At 51.5% G+C, this 13,456-nt stretch carries 12 protein-coding genes; 8 read left to right on the top strand and 4 right to left on the bottom strand.

Annotated elements, in window-relative coordinates; all coding sequences use genetic code 11:
* Positions 1–26 precede the first annotated feature (26 nt).
* Positions 27–665 (top strand): SDR family oxidoreductase, encoded by a 639-nt coding sequence (locus tag EDD67_RS01445; protein ID WP_242005958.1) that lies wholly within the window; start codon positions 27–29, stop codon positions 663–665.
* Between the two features lie 388 nt (positions 666–1,053).
* Here the strand turns inward: EDD67_RS01445 and EDD67_RS01440 are convergent, their stop codons facing one another.
* The 3 genes from EDD67_RS01440 to EDD67_RS01430 form a co-directional block, all read right to left on the bottom strand.
* Positions 1,054–2,544, bottom strand: coding sequence for an amidase family protein (locus EDD67_RS01440; protein WP_121439397.1), 1,491 nt, complete (start codon positions 2,542–2,544; stop codon positions 1,054–1,056).
* 40 nt (positions 2,545–2,584) lie between these two features.
* Complete coding sequence (locus EDD67_RS01435) at positions 2,585–3,403, bottom strand: hypothetical protein (RefSeq protein ID WP_121439396.1); 819 nt, start codon at positions 3,401–3,403, stop codon at positions 2,585–2,587.
* A 129-nt stretch (positions 3,404–3,532) separates the two neighbouring features.
* Positions 3,533–3,736, bottom strand: a complete 204-nt coding sequence (locus EDD67_RS01430) for a hypothetical protein (protein ID WP_121439395.1) — start codon at positions 3,734–3,736, stop codon at positions 3,533–3,535.
* A gap of 319 nt (positions 3,737–4,055) precedes the next feature.
* On the opposite strand from EDD67_RS01430, the gene EDD67_RS01425 reads away from it, so the two are divergent.
* The 3 genes from EDD67_RS01425 (at position 4,056) to EDD67_RS01415 (ending at position 8,321) form a co-directional block, all read left to right on the top strand.
* Positions 4,056–5,876: a glycoside hydrolase family 2 protein gene (locus EDD67_RS01425; protein ID WP_158638178.1), complete on the top strand. Its 1,821-nt coding sequence runs from the start codon at positions 4,056–4,058 to the stop codon at positions 5,874–5,876.
* A 19-nt stretch (positions 5,877–5,895) separates the two neighbouring features.
* Positions 5,896–7,311 carry an MFS transporter gene (locus tag EDD67_RS01420; protein ID WP_242005957.1) on the top strand — a complete coding sequence of 472 codons (1,416 nt, stop codon included), beginning with the start codon at positions 5,896–5,898 and terminating at the stop codon, positions 7,309–7,311.
* A gap of 98 nt (positions 7,312–7,409) precedes the next feature.
* Positions 7,410–8,321 (top strand): ArsR/SmtB family transcription factor, encoded by a 912-nt coding sequence (locus EDD67_RS01415; RefSeq protein ID WP_121439393.1) that lies wholly within the window; start codon positions 7,410–7,412, stop codon positions 8,319–8,321.
* A gap of 155 nt (positions 8,322–8,476) precedes the next feature.
* On the opposite strand, the gene EDD67_RS01410 is transcribed toward EDD67_RS01415, so the two are convergent.
* Positions 8,477–9,940, bottom strand: coding sequence for an alkaline phosphatase (locus tag EDD67_RS01410; RefSeq protein WP_093072997.1), 1,464 nt, complete (start codon positions 9,938–9,940; stop codon positions 8,477–8,479).
* A gap of 389 nt (positions 9,941–10,329) precedes the next feature.
* Between EDD67_RS01410 and EDD67_RS01405 the strand changes: the two genes are divergently transcribed.
* The 4 genes from EDD67_RS01405 to EDD67_RS01390 are packed head-to-tail and all read left to right on the top strand — an operon-like array spanning position 10,330 to position 13,453.
* Positions 10,330–11,112 carry an ABC transporter ATP-binding protein gene (locus tag EDD67_RS01405; RefSeq protein WP_121439392.1) on the top strand — a complete coding sequence of 261 codons (783 nt, stop codon included), beginning with the start codon at positions 10,330–10,332 and terminating at the stop codon, positions 11,110–11,112.
* A 22-nt stretch (positions 11,113–11,134) separates the two neighbouring features.
* Positions 11,135–12,109, top strand: a complete 975-nt coding sequence (locus tag EDD67_RS01400; RefSeq protein WP_121439391.1) for an ABC transporter substrate-binding protein — start codon at positions 11,135–11,137, stop codon at positions 12,107–12,109.
* Complete coding sequence (locus EDD67_RS01395; protein WP_121439390.1) at positions 12,106–12,867, top strand: ABC transporter permease; 762 nt, start codon at positions 12,106–12,108, stop codon at positions 12,865–12,867. Before EDD67_RS01400 ends, EDD67_RS01395 begins: the two co-directional genes overlap by 4 nt.
* A gap of 49 nt (positions 12,868–12,916) precedes the next feature.
* Positions 12,917–13,453, top strand: a complete 537-nt coding sequence (locus tag EDD67_RS01390) for a DUF4242 domain-containing protein (protein ID WP_093073001.1) — start codon at positions 12,917–12,919, stop codon at positions 13,451–13,453.
* Positions 13,454–13,456: the final 3 nt, after the last annotated feature.

Below are 13,456 nucleotides of genomic sequence, written 5' to 3'. Positions count from 1 at the left end.
TTGCTCCTTTCTCCATCATTAGCAGCGTGACATGTCGGTTAGCCGACATTGAGAAAAACGGCGGGAAAGCCGCTTCGTTTACAGTCAACGTCGGCAAGATTGACGAAGTGAAAAAACTGATCGCCTTTGCGGTTGAAACGTACGGCACGCTCGATGTGCTTGTGAATAACGCCGGGGTTATGGACGGGTTTGAGCCGGTCGGCGAAATCAGCGATGAAAAATGGGATCGGATTTTTGATATTAATACGAAAGGCGTGATGGCGGCGATGCGTGAAGCGATCCCGATTTTTCGCGAAAAAGGAGCGGGCAATATCATGAATATCGCCTCGACCGGCGGGGAAAACGGCGCGCATGCAGGTGTCGCCTACGGCGCATCGAAACACGCTGTCGTCGGGATGACGAAAAACACCGGCTTTATGTACGCGGAAGAGGGCATCCGCTGCAACGCGATTGCTCCCGGCGCCGTCAGCACGAATATCGGTACGAGCATGACCAATATCAGCGAATTCGGCATGGCCCGCTGCGGGAAAACGCACGCTCTCAGCCCGCGCACCGGGGGAGCAAGTGAAATCGCGCAGGCAGCGCTGTTCCTCGCATCGAGTGACTCCAGCTTTGTCAACGGCGTCGTCTTGACCGTCGACGGCGGCTGGACAGCCTCATTTTAGATCACGGTGAAAGGAACAGATGACTAAGCATCGTTCGACTTCTCTCCGCGGGCGAGCGTCGAGCCGCTTCGGGCTTATGCCCTGCAGGGTCTCGTCTAACCCGCAGGAGAAAGCCGGGATGCTGGGTCATCCTTCCTGTTTCAAACAGCGCGTTGTCAATATTGCTCTGCAAAGTAAGAAAGCCACGCAGCCACTTCCTCCGACGCCTGCAGGAAAAGCAAGAGCTGAAGATCCATTAAAGACCGGTCAAATACCGGTCTTTAATTAGCTGAAGCCTTGCCTGCGGCAAGCGGAGGTTAGCGGCTGCGTGGCTTACGTCAAAATAATCGTTTGTCGACAGTCTGAAAAGCAGCCCGCGGGCTGCTTTTCTTTTTGCTCCGGGTGCTTGTTAAAACGCGCTTGGTTCGGCCGCTTGCCAAAGCGGGCTTTGCTCGAATTGGAAGGCGAGGCGGTAGAGCAGGTCTTCGCGGCCTTTTGCGGCGATGATCTGCACGCCGAGCGGCAGGCCGTCGGCTGCGATATGCAGCGGGAGCGACACCGCCGGCTGGCCGGTTAAATTGGCGAGCTGCGTAAACGGCGTGTACGTAAGACTCGGGCGAAACATCTCCTCGATCCGTGCGAGCTGCGCAGCTGACGAAAGTTCACTGAAGCCTGCTTCCAGCTCAGCCGCCCGTTCGGCCGAGGCGGTTAATTCGCCGACAAGCGGCGCGGTCCACGCCGTCGCCGGAGTGAGATACAGATCGTACGTCTCGTGAAACGCGGCCATCGTTTCCGCGGCTGCGTCCCATGACTGCAGGCTGAGCGTATAATCCGCCGCGCCGATTTTCCGGCCCGCTTCGCTTAACAGCCGCGGCTCCAATTCGATATCCGCCGCCGTCAGTTCGCGTCCGAACGCGCGCTCCAGCTGCTGCCGCAGTCCGGACATCTCGCCGCTGTTCATCAAGTAGTACCCCTTCATCAGCTCGTTCCCGTCAATGGCCGGCGCAGCTTCTTCAACATCATGCCCCTCAGCTTCGAGCCAGACGGCCGCGTTTTTCACCGCCGCCACGGCCTCTTCTGACACAGACGTTCCGACAGGCGATGCGACGGAAAAAGCCGCGCGGAGCGGCTTGCCAAACGGGCGCCCGGCTTCCGCCGTGCAGCGCTCAGGCAGGAGCGGTGTCTGAAAGGCGGCGTGCGGTTCGACCGTTTGCAAGACGTCCATAAACAGCGCGCTGTCGCGCACCGTCCGGCTTAACACAAACCCGACGGCCGCGCCTTGCCATTGCCGGCCGGCACCGGGGCCGACGGGGGTGCGTCCGCGCGTCGGTTTCATGCCGACAAGCCCGGTAAATGACGCGGGGATCCGGATCGACCCGCCGCCGTCGCTTGCGCCGGCAACGGGCACGATCCCGGCCGCCACAGCCGCGGCTGCGCCGCCGCTCGAGCCGCCCGGCGAGTGCTCCGTGTTCCATGGATTGCGCGCCGCCCCGTGTAAGAGCGGTTCAGTAATATTTTTTACGCCGAATTCGGGCGTGTTCGTGTGCCCGGTCGGAATCGCTCCGGCTGCGCGCAGGCGGCGGACGAAGTGGGCATCATCGTCGGCGGTGACGTTTTTTAACAGCCGCGAACCGGAGCTGATCGTTTCGCCTGTAACTTGCTGCGACAAGTCTTTTAACAAAATCGGCAGTCCGCTGAGCGCGCCGGTATCCGGCTTGATCGCTTCGGCTTCGGCAGCGGCTGCGGCGCGGCGCTCACGGACAACCGCGTTTAAGCCGGGATTGACGTGATCGAGACGCGTGAAGCTGTGATTGAGCAGTTCCGCACTCGTAATGCTCTTTTCGTTTACGCGGCGGATCAGAGCCGTCGCATCATTAGCGAGGTAAGTTGCGATGTCGATACGATGACCTCCTTTTTTTCATCAAATGTCTTTGGTTGTCTCAGCGCAGGAAGTGGAGCTGGACGATGACGGGCGCGAGCAAAAACAGGGGCTCGCGGGCTTCGGGTGCATCGGTGTAGTCAATAATATCGCCGCGGACGCCGGAGAATGTTTCGAGCGCTTCTGTCGGGATGCCTTCGTATTTGATTTGAATCACCGGGTTGCCGCTTTGGTTGCGGATTTCGAATTGCATGCCGGAGAAGCCGCCGTGGTTTTCACCGATTTGCTCGCCGGCGGGGTTGAAAATGGTCGTGTAGCTGCGGGCCGGGTTCCAGACGTTTATGTCGTAGTAGCCGAGGTGTGTGCCGTCGGCGTGGTACAGATGCGAGCGGTGTTTCAGGCCGCGCTTTTTTTCGAGCCGGTATAACAAGCCGTTCTGATTAGAAATATGTAACGATTTTTTCAAGAACGCGCGCAAACCGATCACGTGCAAAGGAATCGAAGCGATCCGCCGAAAGCCGGAGACGTTCTCGTGAATTCGGGCAACGGCTTGGCCGTCGAGCGTAAACAGAACGTATTCACGGAGCCAGTGGACGAACGGAACGATCATCAGGCGCCGATGGCCGGCAAGCGGTTGGGCGCGGTCGGGTACGGCGAGCTGGAGGCTTTCGGCGCGGCGCTTTTTCGCGGCGGCAAGGATGAAGTTCCCCGGACCGGCTAAAAAAATTACCGCCGATGGCGTGAAACTGGCGTCCAGCATTCGTTCCCAGCCGAAAACCGTGTAGTAACTGGCGAGAAGCACGGCTGCGGCGGAAAAACCGAGGCCGATCCAGTTGAGCGTCCGGGCAGTTAACGTATAATACTGCTGGATCGTCAGCATGGGCCGGCTCCTTTCAGGGAAAATCAGTCACCGCCAGTGTAGCATAACTCTGGAAGGTAAATGGAAGTATAAAGAAAAAAACCTGCCGCGGCAGGTTTTTTGTTCGTTATGAATGTCCGTAACTGCTGACTACAGCATAAACAAAATGAAAATGAGAAAAAACATCGGCACAAAAGCGAGAATGTAAATCAACGTGACGTAGCTCCAGTGGCGGACGACGGCGGACTGATCTTCATATTCGCTGTCCTCAGGTCGAAATCCGATGACGAACGTGGCAACGAGTGCAATGAGGCAAATGATTCCCGCGACGATCAAATACGGTGCCAAGTTCATGATTCTCACCACCTCTTCATATGTCATGCAGCGCAGAGAGGGACGATGGTTACTTTCAGTATAGATCTGTTCACAATTGAAAACAATGGTAAAAAGGCTCAAGTATGAGAAAAGGGACAACGATCATGAAATGAAACGAAAGCGTCGATTGAAACTTGAGATATCAGCGAAATTACATTCGATTTTAGCTGCTGTTTTAGCGGTGAAATGTGAAAAATAAATTTTTATTACGATTTGTATTGTAATAAAACGTGTTTATATGTAATAATAAGCGGTAGAAATGAAAGCCCTTACTAAATTCAGAAAAGGAGCAATTTTTATGGTGATGAAGTCGCTGGCAGCAGCTGAAAAAAAGAACAGTTCCGCGGAGGAATACCCGCGGCCGCAATTTAAACGGGACGCGTGGTACGACTTGAACGGGACGTGGGCGTTTGCTTTTGACGACGATGACATTGGTGAAAAGGAGAAATGGTATGCCCGGGATGGTCAAGGTGAGTTCTTTACCCGGCAAATTGAAGTTCCTTATGCGTACCAAAGCAAAAAATCCGGTATTCAATCCGATGAACAATACGAGGTTGTCTGGTATAGACGAGCCTTTCATTACGAAAAAAACGAGACAAAAGAGTTGCTGCTTCATTTCGAAGCCGTTGATTATTACACAAAAGTTTGGGTGAACGGCGAATTTGTCGGCGAGCACACCGGCGGGCATACGCCTTTTAGCTTTCCGATCGGCGCTGCCGTTCAGTCCGGGGAAAACACGATTGTGATTCGCGCGGAAGATAAGAACAGTGTCGAACAGCCGATTGGCAAACAAACGTGGAAGTCGGAGAACTTTTTGTGCTGGTATACACGGACGACAGGGATTTGGCAGCCGGTATGGATGGAAGAGGTTTCGCCGCTGCACATTGCCGATCTGACGCTGATGCCGAATATTGCCGAATCCAACCTGAGGATCGAATCGAAGCTTTCCGGCCATCAGCAAACGGCATATTTGGAAGCGCACGTTTATTACCAAGGCGAATGGATTAATTCGGCGGCAGCCTGGGTGAAAAAAGGGCAGGAAAACGTTGAAATGACGGTCAATGTTGAATCGGAGTCAGCTGATTTCCGCGTCTTTTATTGGAGTCCGGACAACCCGCGTCTTTACGACATCACGTTGACGTTAACCGCTGCGGATGACGTTGCCGATCAGGTAGACAGTTACTTCGGCATGCGGAGCATTGAAGTGAACAACGGACAAATCTTATTGAACCGGGAAGAATTTTATCAAAAGCTGATTCTTGATCAAGGCTACTATAAGGATGCATTGATGACAGCCGGGTACGACGAGATGAAAGCAGACTTATTAAAAGTAAAAGAGATGGGCTTTAACGGTGTACGGCGCCACCAAACGATTGCCGACCGGCGCTACATGTATTTGTGCGATCAGCTCGGGCTGGTTATGTGGGCAGAGATGCCGAGCTTTTTCTCATTCACCGATCAATCGATGGCAGCGATGCTGAACGAAAGCCGCGAGATGGTGAAAAAGCACCGCAACCATCCGTCCGTGATCATTTATACGATCATGAATGAATCGTGGGGCGTAAATGAGATCTATCACCGCAGCGATCAGCAGAATTTTGTAAACGCTCTCTATTATCAGACAAAAGCAATGGATCCATCACGGCTCGTTGTCGGCAATGACGGCTGGGAGCACACGGTGACAGATATTCTCACGATCCATGATTACAATTCGAATCCAGCGCAGGTTGCGGCAACTTATCAAGCTGACGATTTTGCCGACGGAAGCCCGTCAAAAACGAGTCGGAAGCAAAACTTTGCCCAAGGTTACCGGTACAGCGGCGAGCCGATTATTATGAGCGAATTCGGCGGCATTGCCTACAGCTCCTGTGAAACCGGCAACGAGTGGGGCTACGGAACGAGGCCGCAAACGGAAGAGCAAGCGTTAGAACGGTTTGAACAGCTGATCGAAGCAGTCGCCGATTCGGATTCGCTGCAAGGATTTTGCTATACGCAGCTGACTGATGTCGAGCAAGAAGTCAATGGCCTCCTTAACCATGATCATGAAGAAAAGTTTGATTCGAAGCAGATTTTTAACATTGTCGCGAATGTCAAGTCGGCCGGATTTACGTTTGAATAACAGATAGGGGGAGAATAAAGTGGAATCAGCTGAGCAAGAAAAAAAGAGGAATGAAGATAGGTTGCTGCGTGAAAAAGATTTGAAGCAAGATATCCGCACGAAAGAGATTACGTCTTATTTTGGCTACGGGTTTGCCCAATGTATCAGTTTCGGGCTCGTCGGGACGTATATTATGTATTTCTATACGGATATTTTAGGGATTTCCGCGGCGGCGGCAAGTATCATTTTTTTGATCGCCAGAACGTGGGATGCGGTTAACGATCCGCTGATGGCATCGTTTGTTGATACGCTGAATTCAAAACACGGAAAGTTCCGACCGTTTCTCAAGTTCATGCCGTTTTTAATTGCTTTATCAACAATATCCCTGTTTTTGCCGCTTGATCATTTAAGTATGACGGCGAAAGTGATTTATGCCGGGGCGGCCTATATTATTTGGGGGATGATTTACACGCTGTCTGACGTACCGTATTGGTCGTTATCGTCTGTTATGACCCAGGAATCGAAACAGCGGACAAAATTAATCACCTTTGCGAACATGGGGATTTTTACCGGGATCGCGCTGTCACCGACGGTATTTGTGCCGATGACCGAAGTGTTAGGCGGGGGCGATGAGGGGCAAGGATATTTCCTCGCGACCGTCGTATTGATGCTCGTTGCGGTACCGATTATGTTAAACGGCTTTAAGAATACAAAAGAACGTGTGAAGCCGCCGAAGACGAAGGTGAAATTTTCCGATGGTATTCGCGCGATCCGAGCGAATAAACCGATGTTCGCCATTCTGATTGTCTTTTTCTTAAACGTATTTATGAATATTACGCAAGCGATGATCATTTACTTTTTCACGTACAATCTTGGAAACGCTGCCTTAATGTCGATCTTTGGTATTCTCAGTTTTGCAAGCGTTATCGGGTTCTTTGTGATTCCGAAATTGACCGTCTATTTTAAGAAAAAACACATTTTGATGACGATTGTCGCTGTCGATGTGATTGTCAGAATCATTTGGTTTTCTCTCGGTTACTCAAGCACCGCAGTCTCGCTTACGTTTATCGGGATCACGATGCTGCTATACACGAGTACGGGGCCGCTTATTTCGGCGATGTTGGCAGAAACGATTGAATACACGGAATGGAAAACAGGAAAGCGCAATGAAGCAGTGGTCTTTTCCGGACAGACGTTTACTGGGAAGTTATCCGTGGCTGTGTCCGGCGGTGCTGTGGGCTTGATTTTGACAGCGATCAACTATCAGCCCAACCAGGCACAAACAGATTTCACGCTCAATATGCTGTTCTTTGTCATTGCTCTCTTGCCTGCTGTCGGTTCGCTCTTACGTTTAATCATTATGTACTTCCACTCCTACACGGAGAAAGAATACAATGAAATTCTTGATAAGCTCTACGACAGACGGCAAGAAGAAGAGGCTCAAACGGAAACGTAAAAAAGTCGATCACGGCAAACCGATGCCCGGAGCATATATGTCGACGAATAATAGTTTGCTATACTGGGAGAAACACGTTGTAAACGGAGGTTTCTCTGATGAAAAAATTACCCTTAACGTTTAAAGATATGCTCCCGATTAACAAAGCATTAGCGAATCAAACACGGATTGAAATCTTGCACCTGTTAAGCGAAAAACCTCATAACGTCAATGAACTGGCGGAAAAGCTCAGCCTTCCCTTTTCGACGACCGCCTCACACGTCAATAAGCTGGAAGAGGTCGATTTGATTATTACTGAGCTTGTTCCGGGAAGAGGGACGCAAAAAGTGAGTGCGATCAATTACGACCGGATTGTCATTGATTTGTTCAATAACGAAGAGCAGAATGGCGGGTATGAGCTGACGATGAATGTGGATATCGGTGATTTCCTCGACTGTTACGCTGTCCCTCACTGCGGAATTGTCGGGGAGGACGCCTATATCGGCGCGCAAGATGACCCGCGGGCATTTTTCGAACCGGAACGAAAATATGCCGAGCTGATTTATTTTGCAGACGGGTATATTGAATACAAGCTGCCGAATCGGATTCCTTACGGGCATAAAGCAAAAGAAATCCACTTCAGCGCAGAACTCTGCTCGGAAGCGCCGAACTATAAATTAGACTGGCCGTCCGATCTTACGCTCGCGATCAATGATCAAGAGACGGGGACCTGGACGTCGCCGGGGGATTTCGGCGGCGAGAGGGGAAGTTTGACACCTGATTGGTGGCGGACGAATTTAACCCAGTACGGTTTGCTGAAGCAGTGGAAAGTCAATGAGGAGGGGAGCTTCATCGACAATGAGAAAGTATCGGATGTGACGATCGATGATTTGCATCTCAGCGAGCTTCCTTATATCGCTTTTAAAATCGGCATTAAAGACGATGCCGTAAATAAAGGCGGGATGAATCTCTTCGGCAAGAAATTCGGCAACTATGAACAAGGCATTGAGGTGCATATAAAGTACGAATAATGCTTGCCAAGCCGCCCGGATCAGGGGGGCTTATCAACCGGTTGCGGGAATCGATGACAGTCATCGGCTCCCGCAACGTTTTTTTACGCTTCACTGATAATTGAGAAGAAAAACCCCGTTGCCTAAGCAGCAACGAGGTTTTTACAGAAAGGAACTTATTCTTCGATGATCTCGCCTGGTTCAAAACCTAGGCCTGATAGCTCAGCAATCAGCTGGACAATATCCGTATTGTCATACGTGCCGTCGAAGTTTTCTGCTCCGAGACCTTCAGCAAACACGGGAACCATATCGGCAGAGTGGCCGCCGGTGCTGCTGCCTTCACGAACTTCACGGGACATAATGCCAGCACCGTGGTAGTCAGCGATGAAACTTCCGACTTCCCAGCCTTGTTCGTGAGGGAACTTCAGTTCACCGTCTTCGTCATAAATGTATTCATTTAAGTCGGCGACATCTTCGTCCGACATTTCAACGCCTGCGTATTCTTGCATGACGGACTGAACGGATTCGGTTGTGAATTTACCTTCATCTTCATCGAAGTCAAATTTTTCTTCGACGTAGTATTCCGGTGAACCTTCAACGTTGCGAAGCGCCTCTTTGTCCATCGTCTCAGATGCAGTTACGCCCATCGTTTCGTGGTCGGCGAGCACAACGACAAGGGTGTCATCGCGGTCTGACGCCCATTCTCGGACATCAGCGACAGTGCGGTCGAATTCAATCGTTTCTTGCCAGACACCGGGAATGTCGGCAGCATGTGCAGCGTGGTCGATGCGTGCGCCCTCAATCATCGCGAAGAATCCGTTATCATCTTGAGAAAGCGACTCGAGTGCAACTTCGGTCATCTCTTCCAAACTTGGTTCGTTGGAATCTCGCAGGTCGTAATCGTTTTTATATGTCATAAAGGAAGGGTGAAACAATCCAAGAAGCTGGTCAGGATCATCGATATCCAGAAGCTCGTCACGGTCTGTCGGCGTGTCGTACCCCTTTTCTTCGAGTTCTTCAATTAAATTGTCACCATCTTGCTCATCCGGAAGCCAGTAATCCTCACCGCCGCCGAGCATCACATCGTATTCTTCTTCATACATTTGGCGGGCAATTTCATCTTGTCCCCCGCGATCTTCTACATTTGCCGTAAACGCAGCCGGTGTCGCATCGGTAACGGTGTTATTCGATACAACCCCGACAGAGCGGTCGTGTTCTTGGAATAGTTTCAAAACACTGTCAAGTTCTTCGCCGTCTGGAGACATCCCGAGAACGCCGTTATCTGTTTTTTCCGAGGTGGCAATGCCCGTGCCGGCAGCTGCAGAGTCTGTCACCCAATTATTCGCGGAATATGTACGCATTAATGCAGAGTGCGGCATTTCTTCCATGCTCAGTATTCCTTCCTTGCCGTGTTCTAAGAGTCGGGTCACTTCAATTTGGCCCATCCCCATACCGTCGCCGATCATCATAATGACGTTTTTCGGCTGGTCGCTTTCTTCGTCAGAAGATGCTTCATTTTCACTGTCGTTAGCGTTGTCATTCCCGGCTTCAACTTCGTCTTCCGTCTCTGTGCTGCATCCGGCAATTAAAGCTGCGCTCAAACCAAGAGCTCCGGCCGCTGTAAACCACTGTCTTTTCATCGAATAAATCCCCCAATATGTATATTATTGTCGAAAGGTCTGACATCACATGTCTGATGACAACGCTTTCAAAATAATTATAACTTGCAGGTGCAATAGACACAATGTTTTTTCTATAATTTTCTATTAATGACTCCATTAGCATATAAGGGTTGGTTCTATATAATCAGTTGTATACGGGAAGGGGATTATTCTCACATAGTCTTTTTATATGTGCAGGCACATTGCTGAAAAATAATGAATGGACAAACTTGGTAAACAAGCTCGAAAGGCTGTTACGTTTTAAATTCGGGTTTTTTCATTTTACGGGTTGTGTACGGCGGAAAACTGTATTATCATGTTAAAAACAAAGTAAACCAATAGGGATTATAAACATAGGCGGTGAAAGCATGGCGGAAGCGCTTGTTACGTTAGACGGGGTAGCGAAGGATTTTTATAAAGACGCCGGGGCCGAGCGAGTGCTCGACGGGATTGATGCCGAGGTTCGCGACGGCGAGGTTGTCACCGTGCTCGGCAAAAGCGGCTGCGGCAAAAGCACGCTGTTAAATATCGTCGGCGGCTTTGAGCACCCGACATCCGGTCAAGCGCGTTTTGCCGGCAAACCGATCAGCGGTCCGTCGCGCGATGTGATTATGCTGTTTCAAGATTATGCACTGCTGCCTTGGCGGTCGGCGTTAAAAAATATTGACATCGCGCTTGAACCGGAGGGGCTGTCAAAAGACGCCCGCGAAGAGAGAGCGAAAAGGTATTTGCAGCTTGTCGGCTTAGAACGGGAGATGCACCAGTTTCCTTCGCAGCTGTCGGGCGGAATGAAACAGCGGGTTGCGATTGCCCGCGCGCTCGCGGTTCAGCCGAAACTGATCTTAATGGATGAGCCGTTTGCCGCGCTCGATACGTTTACGCGCTATTACTTGCAAGATGAATTGCTGCGGATTCGCGAACAGGAAGCGACGAACATGATTCTCGTCACGCATGATATTGATGAAGCCGTCTATTTATCCGACCGGATTTTAATGATGGACAGTCATCCCGGCACCGTGCGCAAAAGTATTCCGATTGAACTGCCGCATCCGCGTGACCGAAGCAGCCGCGATTTTCATGCGTACCGCAAGAAAATTCTCGATGAGTTTCAATTCAGTCTCGAAAAACCGAAGCTCGAATATTACATTTAACCGACGGCAAGGAGGAAATGCGATGAACCGGCGTAAAAAACTGACAATTTATTCGATGCTCTGTTCCTCTTTTGTCGTCTCCGCTTGCCAAACACCGCCCTCGGCGGAAACGGATCGCGAGGTGATCCGGATCGGGCACTTGCCGATTACGCATGCGGCGCCGCTTTATTTTCTTGATGCCAATCAAGACGACTACTTTGAAGGCGGCGCTGAAGTCGAACTCGTCCGCTTTTCCAGCTGGATCGAGCTGATGGACGCGTTAAACGCCGGCCGGATCGACGGCGCTTCCGTATTATTTGAACTGGCGATGAAAGCAAAAGAACGCGGGATCGGGCTCCACGCGGCGGCGCTCGGGCACCGGGAAGGCAATGCGGTCATCACCGGCAACGAGATCGACGACCCGGCCGAACTGAAAGGGGAATCGGTTGCAATTCCGCACACGCTTTCGGCGCATCACTTGCTGCTCGATGAAATGCTCGAACGTGCCGGCGTTCCTTACGACGCCGTTGACGTTGTGGAAATGCCGCCGGCGGAAATGCCCGCAGCGCTCGGGGAAGGGCAGGTCGCGAGCTACATCGTCGCTGAGCCGTTCGGCGCGCTCGGCGTGCAAAACGGCGTCGGCGAGGTCGAATACCAATCGCAAGATTTTTGCCCGGACAATTGCCTTTGCTGCGCACTCGTCTTGCGGGACGATTTTGCCGATGCAAATCCCGAGTTTACCGATAAGTTTGTTAAGTCTTATTCCGCTGCCGGCAAAGAGGCGGGCGATCCGACCGAACAGGCGATTGAAACACATCAAGCGTACTTGGATGTGGACGACAATGTGCTCGAACAGTCGCTCGGCTGGATTTCCTACGATGACCTGCGGATTCGCGAAGCGGAATACGATTATTTGCAAAATAAATTGACGGAGATGGACTTAATCGATGAACCGCCGGATTACAGCGAGTTCGTCAATGATGAGATCGTCCGCGACATGGATGGTGAATCACGATGACAGTGTGGCAGCGAACCGTTTATATTTTTACTGCGGCAGCCGTGGTTTTAACCGTTTGGCAGTCAGCGGTTTGGATCGGCGATTATCCTGAGGCGCTCTTGCCGTCGCCGGCACTGGCGTTTGCGGGATTTATGGAAATGGTGCGCGACGGGACGATGGCCGAGCACATCGGCGTCAGCTTATACCGCTTTGCGGCGGGGTATACGAGTGCAGTGATCGCAGCGGTGATTCTCGGACTGCTTCTGGCGCAGTCGGTCCATGTCTGGCGCGTCATTGATCCGATCGTCCAGGTGCTCAGACCGGTCGCACCGGTGGCGTGGTCGCCGTTTATCGTTCTCTGGTTTGGAATCGGCAGCGCGCCGGCGATCGTGATTATCTTCATCGCGGCGTTTTTCCCGGTGCTTTTATCTACGGTCGCGGCTGTGCGGCGAATCGACAAAACGTATTTAAAATTAGCGTCGAATCTGGAAGTTTCACGGACGTCGCGGATGTTCAAGATTATCTTCCCGGCGGCTTTCCCGGGAATCGCGAACGGCTTGCATATCGCCGTTGGCACAGCGTGGATTTTCCTCGTCGCCGGCGAAATGATCGGTGCTCAGTCCGGACTCGGCTATTTAATCGTCGATGCCCGCAACGCGCTCGATCTCGATCATGTGCTCGCGGGGATATTTACGATCGGCATCCTCGGGCTTTTGCTCGATAAAGCCGTCGGCTGGGGCGAAAGCTGGATCGGCCGGCAGTGGGGTGTCGAGCGGTAATAACCGCAAAGATAAACGACTAACAATTATTTGAAGGAGCGGATAAAAAATGGGACTTTATTTAATCGAAACGGACGTGCAAGCGGACGTACAAACACAAGGAGCGTTTGAACAAGCTGTGGAAGACGTCGAGAAAAACCTCGCGGATGCAGCGTTTATCGAGGTGCAAGTGGCTGCTGATTTGAAGCGCGCTTTTTTCATTTTTGAAACGGAGGAGACCGAACCGGTAACAAAGGCGCTCAACGCATCCGGACTGCCGGCCTCACTCGTCAAAGAGGTGCGCATTGTCGGGCAGGAGCTGGAAGAAGCAAAGAAAGAGCGGGAAAAAATCAATTATTTAGTTGAATGGAACTTGCCGGAAGACTTGACGATGGATCAATACTTGGAGCGGAAAAAGAAAAATTCCGTTCATTACGCGGAAGTGCCGGAAGTCAGTTTCTCCCGCACGTACGTATGCGAAGATATGTCGAAGTGTCTCTGCTTTTACGACGCCCCGGACGATGACTCGGTATTGCGTGCGCGTGAAGCGGTCAAGGCGCCGGTTGATGAAATTACGAAGCTGTCGGATAAATCAGCGGATAAATAGAGA

The sequence above is a fragment of the Salisediminibacterium halotolerans genome (genome assembly GCF_003814815.1).
Taxonomy (GTDB): Bacteria; Bacillota; Bacilli; order Bacillales; family Salisediminibacteriaceae; genus Salisediminibacterium; species Salisediminibacterium halotolerans.
Note: the sequence above shows the minus strand (reverse complement) of the source record. Positions and strands in the feature narration are given on the sequence as shown.